Origin of the sequence: Aquibacillus rhizosphaerae (assembly GCF_030282825.1) — a bacterium.
GTDB classification, from domain to species: domain Bacteria; phylum Bacillota; class Bacilli; order Bacillales; family Amphibacillaceae; genus Aquibacillus_C; species Aquibacillus_C rhizosphaerae.
Window position 1 is genome coordinate 18,798 of record NZ_JASTZU010000002.1, and the last position, 15,050, is coordinate 33,847.

General features: G+C 34.2%; 13 protein-coding genes. All 13 read right to left on the minus strand.

Annotated elements, in window-relative coordinates:
- Positions 1-13: 13 nt before the first annotated feature.
- Positions 14-805, minus strand: a complete 792-nt coding sequence (locus QQS35_RS00730; protein ID WP_285929788.1) for a DUF3388 domain-containing protein — start codon at positions 803-805, stop codon at positions 14-16.
- Positions 806-1,061: 256 nt separating this feature from the next.
- Positions 1,062-1,322, minus strand: coding sequence for a DUF3243 domain-containing protein (locus QQS35_RS00735; RefSeq protein WP_285929790.1), 261 nt, complete (start codon positions 1,320-1,322; stop codon positions 1,062-1,064).
- Between the two features lie 92 nt (positions 1,323-1,414).
- Positions 1,415-2,134 carry an elongation factor P 5-aminopentanone reductase gene (gene ymfI, locus QQS35_RS00740; RefSeq protein WP_285929792.1) on the minus strand — a complete coding sequence of 240 codons (720 nt, stop codon included), beginning with the start codon at positions 2,132-2,134 and terminating at the stop codon, positions 1,415-1,417.
- 4 nt (positions 2,135-2,138) lie between these two features.
- Positions 2,139-3,428: an EF-P 5-aminopentanol modification-associated protein YfmH gene (gene yfmH / locus QQS35_RS00745; RefSeq protein WP_285929793.1), complete on the minus strand. Its 1,290-nt coding sequence runs from the start codon at positions 3,426-3,428 to the stop codon at positions 2,139-2,141.
- Positions 3,421-4,707: an EF-P 5-aminopentanol modification-associated protein YfmF gene (gene yfmF, locus QQS35_RS00750; RefSeq protein ID WP_285929794.1), complete on the minus strand. Its 1,287-nt coding sequence runs from the start codon at positions 4,705-4,707 to the stop codon at positions 3,421-3,423. Before yfmF ends, yfmH begins: the two co-directional genes overlap by 8 nt.
- 545 nt (positions 4,708-5,252) lie before the next feature.
- Positions 5,253-6,206 carry an ABC transporter permease gene (locus QQS35_RS00755; protein WP_285929795.1) on the minus strand — a complete coding sequence of 318 codons (954 nt, stop codon included), beginning with the start codon at positions 6,204-6,206 and terminating at the stop codon, positions 5,253-5,255.
- Between the two features lies 1 nt (position 6,207).
- Positions 6,208-7,254, minus strand: coding sequence for an ABC transporter permease (locus QQS35_RS00760; protein WP_285929796.1), 1,047 nt, complete (start codon positions 7,252-7,254; stop codon positions 6,208-6,210).
- Positions 7,254-8,762, minus strand: coding sequence for an ABC transporter ATP-binding protein (locus QQS35_RS00765; RefSeq protein WP_285929804.1), 1,509 nt, complete (start codon positions 8,760-8,762; stop codon positions 7,254-7,256). The genes QQS35_RS00760 and QQS35_RS00765 overlap by 1 nt, the downstream gene beginning before the upstream one ends.
- A 191-nt stretch (positions 8,763-8,953) precedes the next feature.
- Positions 8,954-10,084, minus strand: a complete 1,131-nt coding sequence (locus tag QQS35_RS00770) for a BMP family lipoprotein (protein ID WP_285929798.1) — start codon at positions 10,082-10,084, stop codon at positions 8,954-8,956.
- A gap of 102 nt (positions 10,085-10,186) precedes the next feature.
- Positions 10,187-10,909 (minus strand): GntR family transcriptional regulator, encoded by a 723-nt coding sequence (locus QQS35_RS00775; protein WP_285929805.1) that lies wholly within the window; start codon positions 10,907-10,909, stop codon positions 10,187-10,189.
- 221 nt (positions 10,910-11,130) lie between these two features.
- Positions 11,131-13,428: an FtsK/SpoIIIE family DNA translocase gene (locus QQS35_RS00780; protein WP_285929800.1), complete on the minus strand. Its 2,298-nt coding sequence runs from the start codon at positions 13,426-13,428 to the stop codon at positions 11,131-11,133.
- 201 nt (positions 13,429-13,629) lie between these two features.
- Positions 13,630-13,854, minus strand: coding sequence for a YlzJ-like family protein (locus QQS35_RS00785; RefSeq protein ID WP_285929802.1), 225 nt, complete (start codon positions 13,852-13,854; stop codon positions 13,630-13,632).
- A complete protein-coding gene (locus tag QQS35_RS00790; protein ID WP_285929803.1) occupies positions 13,851-14,582 on the minus strand; it encodes a ClpP family protease in 732 nt (243 codons plus the stop codon). The genes QQS35_RS00785 and QQS35_RS00790 overlap by 4 nt, the downstream gene beginning before the upstream one ends.
- Between the last annotated feature and the right edge of the window lie 468 nt (positions 14,583-15,050).

Below are 15,050 nucleotides of genomic sequence, written 5' to 3' on the forward strand. Positions count from 1 at the left end.
ACACCATCCATCTTTAAAAATCAAACATTGAAAAACCATCAGCCTGTGCAAAAGACGATTTTTCTATTGTATCATATCTTATTTCTTCATTATCATCTGTTCGAAGTTCTATAATATAGTCAAAGTCTTCAAGCTTATACTCTGTTTGTTGTACAAAGATATCTGGATGTTCAACTACTTTTGTAGCTGGCAAACGCATAACTTCTCGTACTAACTCCCAATGTTTTTCACTAGCACGTCTAGTAGAAACAATTCCATCAATAATATATAAATTATCAACATTATATTCATCTTGTATTAATTGATTTCTAATAGTCTGTTTTAACAATGTGCTGGAAACAAATAACCATTTTTTGTTTGCGCATACGCTAGCTGCAACAATTGACTCGGTTTTACCCACACGAGGCATCCCTCGTATACCAATTAGTTTATGCCCATCCTTTTTATATAATTCAGCCATAAAATCAACTAACAGACCGAGTTCACTGCGAATAAATCGAAATGTCTTTTTATCATCTACATCACTATGTATATACCTTCCATGCCTAACAGCTAATCTATCTCTTAATTTTGGTTTCCTTAACTTTGTCACATTTATTGTGTCCATTGTATTTAAAATTGATTTTAACCGGGTAATCTGTTCATCTTTTCTAGATAATAACAACAGTCCCCTTCTTGAATTTTCTACCCCATTAATTGTTATGATGTTAATGGAAAGCATACCCAATAAGGAAGAAATATCACCTAATAAACCAGGACGATTATACTGAATTTCATACTCTAGGTACCATTCTGTTTGTTCCATTACTTTACTCCTTTAATGAGGAATTTACTGTTTATACTTAGTATATTCAAAAAAGCTATGATATATTTCACTTTGATTAAACACTACTATTATCATATATGATTTTCAACTAATATAAAAGGACATAATTTGTTAAAATTCAACAAATAATCATTTATATCTAAATTAACAATTATAAACTAATTTAACAAGACAAAACCCTTGCAGTTAATTTCAGCAAGGGTTTTGTCTTGGAATAATAAGAACTTTACAGAACTTATTTTCCTGTTCCTTCATTCTGTACAAGTTTAACCATAATATTAGCAATGGCATGTTGCTCTTTTTGGTCTGCTGCATTCCATAGGTCTACTAATACAGCTTCTTGTTCATTTTTAGCTTCGACCTGATTAGAAAGGTATCCGCCAATATCATAAGCTAATTCAGAAATTGCTTGTTGGTTCATCCCTTGACCTTGAGCTTGGTGTAAGCGATCGCCAAGGAAATCCTTCCAAGATTCAAAATTATCAAGAACAGACATTGTTATATTCCTCCTTCACTTCAGCTTACACAGTTAGCATTTGATTTTTAAAAAAAATTTATGCATGAATGAAGAAAGGTTATCTTGAAAATTTATGACCAAGCACCAGAAACATTAATTATTTCACCTTGTATATAATTTGAACGATTATCCAATAAAAAAGAAACCGCATGAGCAACATCTTTGGGATGTCCTGCTCTATTTAAAGGAATTTGCTCTATAATGATTTTTTTCTCTTCCTCTGAAAACTCATTATTCATTTTAGTATCAATGAATCCTGGACTAATCCCATTAACAGAAATATTACTTCTCCCTAGTTCTTTCGCTAAAGATTTTATAAAACTGTTCTGTGCACCTTTTACGCTTGAGTAAACCACTTCACAGCTTGCACCAACATCTCCCCATATAGAAGAAATGACGATGATATTACCTTGTTTCTGTTGAATCATATTAGGAATTAATTGTTTTGAAATCATCCACGGTGCCTTGACATGTATATGCATCATTTCGTCCATAACATCTTCAGTCGTATCTTGTAATAACCCATAATGACTTTTACCACTAGAAAATACAACATTAGCAACAGGAATTTTCATGCTTTCAATAAATTTATTTATTCCAGAACTGGTTTTAAAATCACCATATATTACATCTAAAACAGATTCTTCTGGTAATTGACTTAGCAACGTTTCAATCGTTTTGTAATTTTTATTGTAATGCAATACTAATTTATTTCCTTCTGAAGCAAGTCGGTTAGCTATTGCCATACCAATTTCACCACTTGCTCCTATTATTAAACAATTTTCATTCATTTTGTCACCCTTGTGCCGGCACAATCTGGCATACCGCTATTCTCTCTTCATCAATCCAATCTTTAAGAAACGCATTAGCATCGCCTACAGTTAAACGCTCGATTGTTGGTAGCACTTCAAATAAATCGATTCCTAATAAGTTATAATGAATAAATTGATTTGATATAAATTCTAATGAATTCATTGAACGTAGAAAATGACCGATTTTTTTTCGTTTAACTGTACTGAATTCTTCTGCAGTTAATTCAAATTCTCTCAATCCTACTAACATGGAAGTTAATTTTTCAGCTAACTCATCTGGTTTGGACGTATTGCCTCCAAGAATCGAAAAACCAAAGTTTTTTTCTATATTCGTTTCAAAGCTAAAGCTATTGTCAATTAAATCATTTTCATACAGATCTTGATAGTACTTTCCACTTTTGGAGAAAAAGTGGTCCAAAAGTATATCTATTAACAGTTCTTTTTCTAGAAAATCCCTGTTATCCTTGTGGTCCATATTTTCCTTAAGACCGACTAAACATTTTGGCATTGACACAGGCATTTCAATCACATGTTTCTTTTTAGCCACTTTACTGGGTTCCTCAGGAAATGATCTTTGAATAGCCTCTTTCTCTGGGAATGTTTTTGCACTTTGATTTTCTTTAATTAACTGCATCATTTCTTCTGGGTTGAAATTACCTGCTACAAAAAATGTCATATTTGATGGATGATAAAAAGTATTATAACAAGTATATAAATCATCCTTTGTTATTTTATCAATAGAATCAATCGTCCCTGCGATATCTATTTGCACAGGATGATTATTGTATAAGCTTTGAATTGTACCAAAAAAAGATCTCCAATCAGGTTGATCATCATACATCGTAATTTCTTGACCAATAATTCCTTTTTCTTTTTCTACAGATTGTTCAGAGAAATAAGGATCTTGGACAAAGTCTAATAAAGTTCTAACATTGTCTTCAATATTACTTGTAGATGAAAAGAGATATGCTGTTTTTGTAAATGACGTAAACGCATTAGCAGATGCCCCGCGTTTAGTAAAATCCTGAAAGACATCTCTATCTTCTTTTTCGAATAGCTTATGTTCTAAAAAATGCGCAATTCCATCTGGTACAGTAATCTGTTCTGTTTCACCAATAGGGACAAAAGTTCGGTCTATTGATCCATAATCAGTAGAAAAAATACTGAACGTCTTTGCCATTTCAGGTTTTGGTAATAAAAACACACGTAATCCATTATCCAGTTTTTCAGAATAAACCGTCTCTTTTAATTGGTCATAATTTGTTTTATTCATTAATAGATCCCCCTTTGCTTGTTAAAAAATAGACAGTGTCTAATTGTATCTTTTCACCAACAGCTAGAAGATCATCTTTGGTAACTTGACTAATGCCTTCAATCATCTCTTCAGGTGCAATATTATTATTAGCCAAGACTTGATGATATAGAATTTCAATTAAACCCTGTGGATGGTCCATTGTTTCCTTTAGCTGATTTACAACCATATTTTTGGTTTCATCAACTTGTTCTTCTGTAAATTCACCTTTTTTCATCGCTTCCATTTGTTCAAGTATAATATCTTTTGCCTTTTGAAAATCAGCTGGAGCAATACCACTGAAAACAAACAATAACCCTTTATGACTTTCAAACCGAGATGCTGCATAATAGGCAAGACTATGTTTTTCTCTTACATTCATAAACAATTTAGAACTTGGAAAACCACCAAAAATTCCGTTAAAGACTTGAAGTGCATAGTATTCTGGATCATTAAATCGAATATTCGTTCTAAATCCAAGATGTAGTTTTCCTTGTTGAACTTCCATTGCTTCGGTTATCTCTTTCACTTTGGTTACATCTTGAGTATTTGTTTCTACTTTATCTTTGTTCGTTGAGACCTCTCTTGAGAAGTATTCAGCAACTTGATTTTGAATATCCTTTCCTTCTAAATCTCCAAGAACATAAATGTCTAATTGGTCTTCTACTAATAATGAGCGATAGTATTCGTACAAGTTTGTTTCATTGATTAAATTTAAATCATCTGTATATCCATGTACGTGAAGGCGATAAGCCTCTTCCTTACACATCTCATCAATTAACCGCATATTTGCATAACTCATTTTGTCATCAACAATGGAATCAATCTTTTGTTGCAATGTTTGTTTCTCACGTTTAAAAATACCTGTATCAAAACTATCTCCATTAGATTTAGGGTGAAAGACAACTTCGTTTAATAAGTGCATTGCTTTTTTAATGATTTGTTCGTTTGAAGAGAGGTATGCTTCATTCGCAAATTCTATGCGAATACTAATAATATGATTTTCACCTTTCTTTGAACTATCAATATTAAAAACCGCTCCATACAAGTCATCTAAAGCAGTTCTTAGCATTCTTGCGGATGGGTAATTTTCAGTTCCCTGTTGAAGGATATAAGGTATTAATGCCCTTTGCGTAATTGTTTCTCTTTTAAGTGGTGCTTTTAACTTTACGACTACATTTATCGTTTTGTACTTTTTCGTTTGAATAACGTGTAAGTTATACCCATTAGTTGTTATCTTCTCTTCACTAACTGATTTCATAAGTAAATCCTCCCTAATCTAATTTATATATGTATAGCATTACAAAATCTCCACTGAACTATCCCAAATATAAAAGTTTGAATTCAATTCTCTTTTTTCTCTTTACATAAAACCTCTTTTCGAAAACATTGCTGCTTTATAGTAAAGTTTTCATTAACTTTACTGTAATTTCCTTCTGTCAATACAAGATGACTATCTGTCTAGCTCTACGAAAAAACACTCGCTTTCCGTAGGGAACGCTTGAGTCTTCTTGCAAGCAAATGTTTTCGGGTGGGCCCGAGTAACCGCAGGCTAGCTAAAGTCATGCTCATGAAAAGCGAAGTATTCCGCTGGAACGTACTAAGTCACTCCATTATCATTGCAAAGGAAAAAAATTGCTAAATAGTTCAGAATACATAGTGCAGACTTTATATTTTATTTACCTGTAATTAAAAAACAGTCTACATAAAATACTACTACTTTGTAATATTATGCGCATTTGCTCTATTACAGTGTAACGAAAAAGGAACCCGGTAACAATTACCAAGTTCCTTTTTTATAGAAAATTATCTACTTCCCTTAATATAAGGCTGTCCATTGGCCTTTGGAGCTTCTGCTCGACCAATAAAACCTGCTAATGCAAAAATAGTCAACACATAGGGTGCTATCGTTAAGTATATTTTTGGAACATCTGCCAAAAAAGGTACTCCTGCACCAATTACACTTAAACTTTGAGCAAAACCAAAAAATAATGCTGCTCCCATTGCACCCAGTGGATGCCATTTTCCAAATATTACAGCAGCTAACGACATAAATCCTTGACCAACAATCGTTGATTGTGAAAAGTTTAATGCAATCGTTAAAGCAAAGACAGAACCGCCAAGGCCACCTAGCGCACCTGATAAAATAACCGCTACATAACGCATACTGTACACATTAATACCATTTGTATCAGCAGCCATAGGATGTTCACCTACGGATCTTAAGCGTAAACCAAACGATGTCTTATATAATACAAACCATACAACTATAGCAGCTAAAATTGCTATATAGGAGGTAACGTACACTTTTTGAAAGAAAATAGGGCCTATAATTGGAATATCAGATAACAAAGGAATGTTTTTAGAATAAAATGGTTGACTTACCATGTCTGTTTGACCTTTACCATACCATTGTTTTGTTAAGAATACTCCCAATCCAAGTGCTAAGAAATTTATTGCTACACCACTTACAACTTGGTCAGCTCGAAATGTTACAGATGCTACAGCGTGAATCACTGAAAAAATCGCCGAAACAACCATTGCGACTAAAATCGAAACCCAAGGCGTTGCAGTACCGAACACATCAGCAAATGCTAAATTAAACACAATTCCAACAAATGCTCCCATTACCATTAAACCTTCTAGACCGATATTAACAACACCTGAACGTTCACTAAATACGCCACCTAAAGCAGTGAAGATTAGAGGGGCTGAATAGAACAATGCAATTGGAATAATGGATTGTAAAACATCTAACATATTAGTTCCCCTCCTTTTTAAAACGTAAAAGAACCCATCGAATAATATAACTAGAAGCTACAAAGAAAATGATCAATGCAATGACGATTTCCACTAATTCTCCTGGAACACCTGCTCCTGTAGGCATATTTAAAGCACCTATTTTGAGAATTCCAAATAAAAATGCAGCAATAACAGTTCCAAGTGCAGCATTACCACCAAGCAATGCAACAGCAATTCCATCGAAGCCAATGTTTGTGAAAGCGGCATGGGTTGGCATATATCCAAAAGTTCCCAGGCCTTCCATGGCACCAGCTAAACCAGCAAATCCACCGGAGATTACCATTGCTAATATAATATTTTTTCCTACTTTCATTCCTGCATATTCAGATGCATGACGATTATACCCAACTGACCTTAATTCAAATCCAGTCGTTGTTTTTTCTAGTAAAAACCACATGAATGCAGCAGCAACTAATGCAACTAGGATTCCCCAATGGAGTCTTGAATAACTAGTTAATTCCATCAACCAATTAGAAGCAAGCGAAGCGCTTTCTGCAACACGGTCTGTTGTATCCTGTTTGTCAGTTAACACATTCCGTATCAAATGGTTAGATAAATAAAGCGCAATGTAATTCATCATAATAGTTATAATAACTTCGTGAACACCTAGTTTTGCTTTTAGTAAACCAGGTACGAACCCCCATAAACCTCCAGCTAAAGCAGCAACTATCAAAGCGATAGGTAAATGGATAATCATAGGTGCCTCAATCGTTGTTCCTACCCAAACGGCAGCTAACCAGCCAACAATTACTTGACCTTCTGCTCCTATATTAAAAAGTCCAGCTCTAAAGGCAAATGCAACAGCTAAACCTGTTAATATATATGGAGTAACCTGTCTAATTGTTTCACCAAAGAAATAAGCATTACCAAATGCCCCATCTAAAAGTGCAGCATAACCTTTAATGGGATTGTATCCAAAACCGAGCATAATTATTGCACCAGCTATAAGTCCCAACAATACCGAAATAACCGGAACTACTGTATTAAACATACGATTTGCAAACATTACTGCTCACCAACTTTCTCTTTCCTACTTCCAGCCATAAGCAGACCTAGTTCCTGCTCATTGGTTTCTTCTGGTTTAACATTTGCAACAATATTGCCATCAAACATAACGGCAATTCTGTCACTAATATTCATGATTTCATCTAGTTCAAACGAGATTAATAACACACCGCGTCCTTTGTCACGTTCTTCAATTAATTTCTTATGAATAAACTCTATTGCACCAACATCTAAACCTCGTGTTGGTTGAGCAGCTATAATAAGATCTGGGGAACGATCTACTTCCCTTGCGATAATTGCCTTCTGCTGGTTCCCACCAGATAACGCTCTTGCTTTTGTATATTCACTTGGTGTACGAACATCATATTCTTCAATTAATTTATTTGCATGATCATAAATACGTTTAAAAGATAATATACCATTTTTAGAATAAGGTTTTTGATAATATGTTTGTAGAACCATATTTTCTCCAATTGGAAAATCTAAAACTAACCCAAATTTATGTCGATCCTGCGGTATATGAGAAATACCAGCTTCTGTAACTTTTCTTGGTGACATATTAGTAATCTCTTTTTCATTAAGTGAAATTTTACCTGATTCTGTTTTTGATAATCCTGTTATTGCTTCTATTAATTCAGATTGTCCGTTCCCATCAACACCAGCAATACCAACAATTTCTCCTGCTTTGACTTCTAGGTTCAATCCTTTAACCATTTCTACGCCTCTTGAGTCTTTGATGCGTAAATCTTCTATAGATAAAATATTATCTTTTGGTTGTGCAGGTTTTTTTTCTGTTGTAAAACTTATTTCTCTACCAACCATTAAGGAAGCTAATTCATTTGGATTAGTTTCAGAAACTTCTACAGTGCCAATCCCCTCACCCTTACGAATTACGGTACAACGGTCACACACTTCCATAATCTCTTTTAATTTATGCGTTATCAAAATAATCGATATTCCTTCTTTAATTAACGATTTCATAATCCCAATTAGTTCTTTAATCTCTTGTGGTGTTAATACAGCTGTTGGTTCATCTAGAATTAATACTTCAGCACCTCGATATAAGGTTTTTAAAATCTCCACACGCTGTTGCATACCTACTGAAATATTTTGGATTTTCGCTTTTGGATCCACGCTTAACCCATAACGATCTGACAATTCTTGAACATCTTTTTCTGCTTTTTTAATATCAATCATTCCAAACCGTTTTGGTTCACTACCTAAAATAATATTTTGAGTTACAGTAAAAGTTTCAACAAGCATAAAGTGTTGGTGTACCATACCAATTCCTAAGTCATTTGCGATATTTGGATCCGTAATATTAGCCTTTTCACCTTTTATTCGAATTTCACCCTTCTCTGGTTGATATAATCCGAATAACACATTCATTAGTGTTGATTTTCCTGCACCATTTTCTCCTAATAACGCGTGTATTTCACCCTTTTTCACTTGTAAATTGATATTATTATTTGCTACGATGCCCGGAAACTCTTTGCGAATATTCAGCATTTCAACAACATAATTATCCAAATTTCCCACTCCTCTATAGTTACTTTCATATTGGTGGTATGTATTTTGATGGCGAAATTAAGATCGCCAAATGAAAAGTCCAAAAAGACCCTTCATTTGAAAATCTTCCATCAAATTAAACAGTAGTAAAAAAAGGCTAGAAATAGAAATCTAGCCTTTTTTCTACTTAATTAAAGAGATTCAAGATAAGCTTCTAATTCTTCATCTGTAGCTGGCACTTCAACATCACCATCAAGAATTTTTGTCTTCCATTCTTGAACTACTTCATCAATTTCAGCTGTATAAGCTTCTTCATTTGTTTTGGCAACACCAACACCATCTTCTTGAATACCAAATGCTAAAATCTCTCCACCTGGAAATTCATTTTCTAGAGCTTGTTGTGTAACGCTTTGTACGGCAATATCAACTCTCTTAACCATTGATGTTAGCGTAACGTTTGTATCTCCAACTGTACCCTCTTCATATTGATCACGGTCAACACCAATTACCCATACGTATGCATCAGGATCGTTGTTTTTTATATCTTTTGCTTGTGCAAACACACCATTTCCTGTACCACCAGAAGCGTGATAAATAACATCTACATCACTATTATACATACTAGCTGCAATTGCTTTACCTTTATCAGGTGCACCAAAAGAATCAGCATACTGAGGTACAACTTCGATATTTGGATCAACAGACTTTACACCAGCAGTAAATCCAGCTTCAAACTTTTTGATTAAATCTCCTTCAACACCACCAACAAATCCAACTTTATTTGATTCTGTTTTAAGAGCTGCCGCTACTCCAACAAGGAAAGATCCTTGATGTTCTTGGAAAGTAATACTTGCAACGTTATCAGCTTCAACTACAGAGTCCACAATAGCAAAGTTTGTATCAGGATTTTGTCCTGCAACTTCAGTAACTGCTTCCGCAAGTAGATAACCAATACCAAATACAAGATTGTAATCTTGTTGTACTAAACGGTTAAGGTTTGGTAAATAGTCCGCATCATTTGCCGACTGTACATAGTCAATTCCTTCACCTTTTGAAAGACCATTTGCTTCTCCAAATGCCGTTAGACCTTCCCAAGCTGATTGGTTAAATGATTTATCATCAACTCCACCAATATCAGTAACCATACCTACTTGGAAATCAGTTGCTTCTGTTTCTTCTTCTGTAGCTTCATCAGTACCTTCAGTTCCTGTATTATCGTCTGTTTCATTCGCTGAATCATCTTCATCCGTTCCACAAGCAGCTAGTACAAGACCAAGAGATAACAACAATACCAAAATAAGTAGAAAACGATTTTTCTTCAAAATAATACCCCCATACTATAATTTAATATAAATTTTTGTTGATGTTGATACACTTAACAGTTACAAAAAAAAGTAGTGACCACCTCCCTAATTGAATGCACACTATCTTTTTCTTACCACAAAGAAACTGAAGACATCTGACCTAAAATAATTCGCCGAATAAAGTACCGGTTCATCATTTGCAGTATAATGCACTTGCTTTAACAAAAGTAATGCTTGGTCTGGATGACAGTTAAGGATTGGAGAAATCTGCTCATGATACCCAATTGGCTCGATATAAGTCACCGCATATGATATATGTCTGTTACTATAGTTCTCTAATAAATTAAATAAAGAATCTTCTGTATGGACTTGATCTAACGGTATTATATTCTTATCCACTTTATCTATACAATATACGACAGGCTCTCCGTCTGCAGTTCTAACTCTTTCTATTTGAGCAATAATATGTATATCTTTTGGAGCAAATCTTTTTTTATCATTATCTGTAGGTTCTATTAACTCAGTAGATATATACTGAGAACCAGGAATTTTTCCTGATTGTTTTATCATTTCTGTAATACTACCTAATTGTTCAATCCCAAAAGAGAAAATTGGTTTTGTATTAACAAAGGTTCCAACACCATGTCTTCTCGTTACAATGTTTTCTTCTTCTAGTAATCGTAGTGCTTCTCTTAAAATTGGTCTAGATACATTTAACCTTTTCGATAATTCAAACTCCGATGGTAACTTTTGCTTTTCTTTAAACAACCCTTTATCTATATCTAATTTTATTTGCTTTACAACTTGTAAGTACCCATCCCTTTTCTCTGATCCCATTGATATCATTTACCCCCAGAAAATTACAATCATACAATATATGTGCACAAAAGATTATCAAAAATAAATATAACACTTTTAATTCTATAAATAAATAGAAATCTAAGGAATTGAATGGATAAATATCGAAAAAGAGAGAACTTTGTCAGATAATCTCACAAACAATTTCTTAAATAACCCTAACTATAATGAAAATCTATAGTTAGGGTCATTCATTACTTACTTGTTTAGGAGGACTTTTCCTCATTATAATCAGATACCAAGACCGATCTTGGTTTAGAACCTTCGTAAGGTCCAACAATACCTCTATCTTCCATTGCATCAATAAGTCTTGCTGCTCTTGTGTAACCAATTCTAAATCTTCTTTGTAACATAGATACACTTGCACTTTGCATTTCAATAATTAATTGGACTGCATCATCAAAAATATCATCCGTTACATCATTTTTAACTTCTGTCTCTTCTTCTGGAATCATTTCATCTTGGTATTGGGCTTTTTGTTGCTCTATGCAATGATCCACAATTCGCTCAACTTCTTCATCGGATAAAAATGCCCCTTGAATCCGCGTTGGTTTTGACGAGCCTACCGGAATAAACAACATATCCCCCCTACCTAGTAACTTTTCTGCTCCACCAGAATCCAAGATTGTACGCGAATCTGTAGCAGAGGAAACACTAAATGCTATTCTACTAGGAATATTTGCTTTAATAACACCCGTTATAACATCAACAGAAGGCCTTTGTGTAGCAATGATTAAGTGAATCCCTGCTGCACGCGCCATTTGCGCTAGTCTAGTAATTGCATCCTCAACATCATTAGATGCAACCATCATTAAATCAGCTAATTCATCTACTAGCACAACGATATATGGAAGTAGCGGTTGTTTTTCATTTTCAGCTAAATTATATTTCTTTATATACTCATTATATCCTTCAATATTCCTTGCTCCAGTGTCAGAAAATAACTCATATCGTCTTTCCATTTCAGATACAACTTTCTTTAATGCCCTAGATGCTTTTTTAGGATCTGTAACTACTGGTGCAAGTAAATGCGGAATGCCATTATATATATTTAATTCTACTTTTTTAGGGTCAATCATCATCATTTTTACTTCGTGTGGCTTAGCTCGCATAAGAATACTAGTAATAATCCCATTAATACACACACTCTTACCACTTCCTGTTGCACCGGCTACAAGTAAGTGTGGCATTCGGTTAAGTTCTGCCATTACAGCTTCCCCAGAGATATCCCGTCCTAAAACAAAAGCTAATTTTGATCCTTGTTGAGCTTGTTTTGTGTCTAAGACCTCACGTAATGATACCATGGCAATTTCTTGATTAGGGACCTCTATTCCAACTGCAGATTTGCCTGGTATAGGTGCTTCAATTCGAATATCTTTCGCAGCCAATGCTAATGCTAAATCATCATGTAAGTTAACTATCTTACTAACTTTCACACCTGCATCTGGATATATTTCATATTTAGTTACTGCTGGACCCACATGCACTTTTGTTACTTTCGCCTTCACACCAAAGCTATGAAATGTTTTCTCTAACTTTCTAACAACAGCCTGAATTTGCCCGCGTTCTTGTTGTTGCGTATTGTTAACAGGTTCTGTTAATAAATCAAGTGAAGGTAGTTGATAATCAAAGTTTTCTAACTCGGTCATCGGTAAAGAATCTGAGATTACTTCATCTTCCGTATTATCTTGTTTTTCATCTTTTTTTGTTTTATTTTTTTCTTTGTTTGCACTCGTGTCCATGGAATAAGCAATATCAGTAAACTCTTGAATCACAGGTTCTTCTCCAACACTTTCATCTGGTTGTGCAATTTCCAACTCCATCTCCTTGTTAGTCGATAGACTAGCTTTTTCTTCTTTTAGTTGTTTCTTGTTCGCTTTACTTTTTTTCCACTGTTCTACTTGTTGATTTTTAAAAACTATGAATTTTGTCCACAGTTTTTCGATAAAAGCTCCGATTGAAAAATCAGTAAGAAACAGAATACCTACTACAAATGAAAAAAGAACGACAATTCTTGCTCCATCTGACGAAAATAAATAATGACTAAATGCAAAAAATATCGAGCCTATCATTCCTCCACCTAAATTAGAAGACGGTACGTTCCCATTTAAAAAAGCAAAATAGTGATTCCAAGTAGTCATGATAATAGATGGGTTAAGTGAATTTTTTAAAATCGGCTCGAAAGCTTGGATATGAGTTAATAAGATAATGCCTGAAAAAATAATATAAATCCCTAAAAGTCGTCTGTTAAGTAAAAAAGGAAATTTTCTTTTAATCATTAAATATAAACCAAGACCTAATAAAAATAGCGATGCAACAAAGTACCAAATACCAAAGAAGAAACGAAAAATATGCTCTAAACCGGCTGGTATAGCACCTTCACTTATTGTGCTTGCTCCACTTCCAAAAACAGCTAGAAAAATGAGTAATATACCAATCAACTCATATTTCACCTGACTCTTATATGTCTGTTGTTTTTTATTACTTTTTCTTCTTTTTGCCATGCTTATCACCTCTGCGAATAATCCTAAGATGCTCTATTAAAAGTTTAGTAAAGAGGTTGTATTACCTCTATTATGCTAGAGCTCAATAATCAAGATAAACCCTTGCCATATGCTGACAAGGGTTTCACATCTTGGGTCAAGTGGTAACTGCTTCCACTATAATAATTCTATTATATCACAGAGTTCTACTTATTTGACTAGTTAGTTAATAATTTCATTAGTAGAAATCACTGAACCAGGGGCAAAATTCTGATTTAAAAAGTCCTCTGGATCCGTGGAAAGTAATTGTATAATCCTGCATGAGCCATTATTTAAATTTTCTACCTGCATCAGTTTTCCTTGCACGTTAACTGTTTGGTTATTTTCGAAATGTTGCTGTTCTGTAGGATAAATGTCTTCTTGAGATAATGGCGTATATAAAATCATTGAATCATCGTCCCATCCGTTTTATTGTTATCAATTAACTCATTAAGCTTTTGTATGGCTTCTTTCACACCACCAACAGAATCAATAAGACCATATTCAACAGCATCAGTACCAACTACATTTGTGCCAATGTCTCTTGTAAGATTGCCTTTTTCAAACATTAGCTCTTTAAACTTTTCCTCTTTAATATTGGAATGGTTAATAACGAACTGAATCACACGTTCTTGCATTTTGTCTAAGTATTCAAAAGTTTGTGGAACACCAATAACTAGTCCTGTTAAGCGGATTGGATGAATTGTCATTGTTGCAGTACTTGCGATGAAAGAATAATCAGCCGATACTGCTATCGGAACACCAATCGAGTGTCCACCACCAAGAACAATCGAAACGGTAGGTTTTGAAATAGATGCTAACATTTCTGAAAGAGCTAAACCAGCTTCTACATCGCCCCCTACTGTATTTAAAATCACAATCAAACCTTCTATTTTTGGATTTTGTTCCACAGCAATAATCTGAGGAATTAAATGCTCATATTTTGTTGTCTTATTTTGTGGTGGAAGCTGGATATGACCTTCCACTTGTCCAATGATAGGTAAAACATGAATATTGGAATCTGGCGCAGTTGGAACTGATGATTGACCCAACTGTTGAATTTTTTGCACCAAAGATGATGGATTTGATTGATCTTCTCCTTGATCTTTCTTCGTTGTATTATCCTTATCTGACATAATAAAACGCTCCTTTCTTTTTCCTAAGTCTAGTATGAACATATGAAATTAGTTGCATACAAAGAAATAGAGGTAATTAATAATTCGTTACTAAAATAATGAAATAGATAATGTTTAAAAGCTTACATCTTCACAAAGTAGGAAGAACTCGGGGCACCTTCGAAACAAGAAAAAAACTTATTTATGCGATGACTTTCAATGTAGCGTTCCTTTATGCTAACCTAAGGCAATTAAAAGAAGCCTAGGCGTGCCCACACAAAGTGATTTGACTGGGATAGCGGTAAAGTGGCCGTAGCTGTTTCTATATGCTATACACATCTAGTGATTTTGTTATTTCCTGGACAAAAAAGAGGGAATGATTGGTGTACCAATCTGGACTAACATAAATTAGTGAGACAATATAAAACACCTTCGGAAATGGTACACTTAAGACAAGTACTAAAATCGGAGGTGTTTTTCATGGGGAAA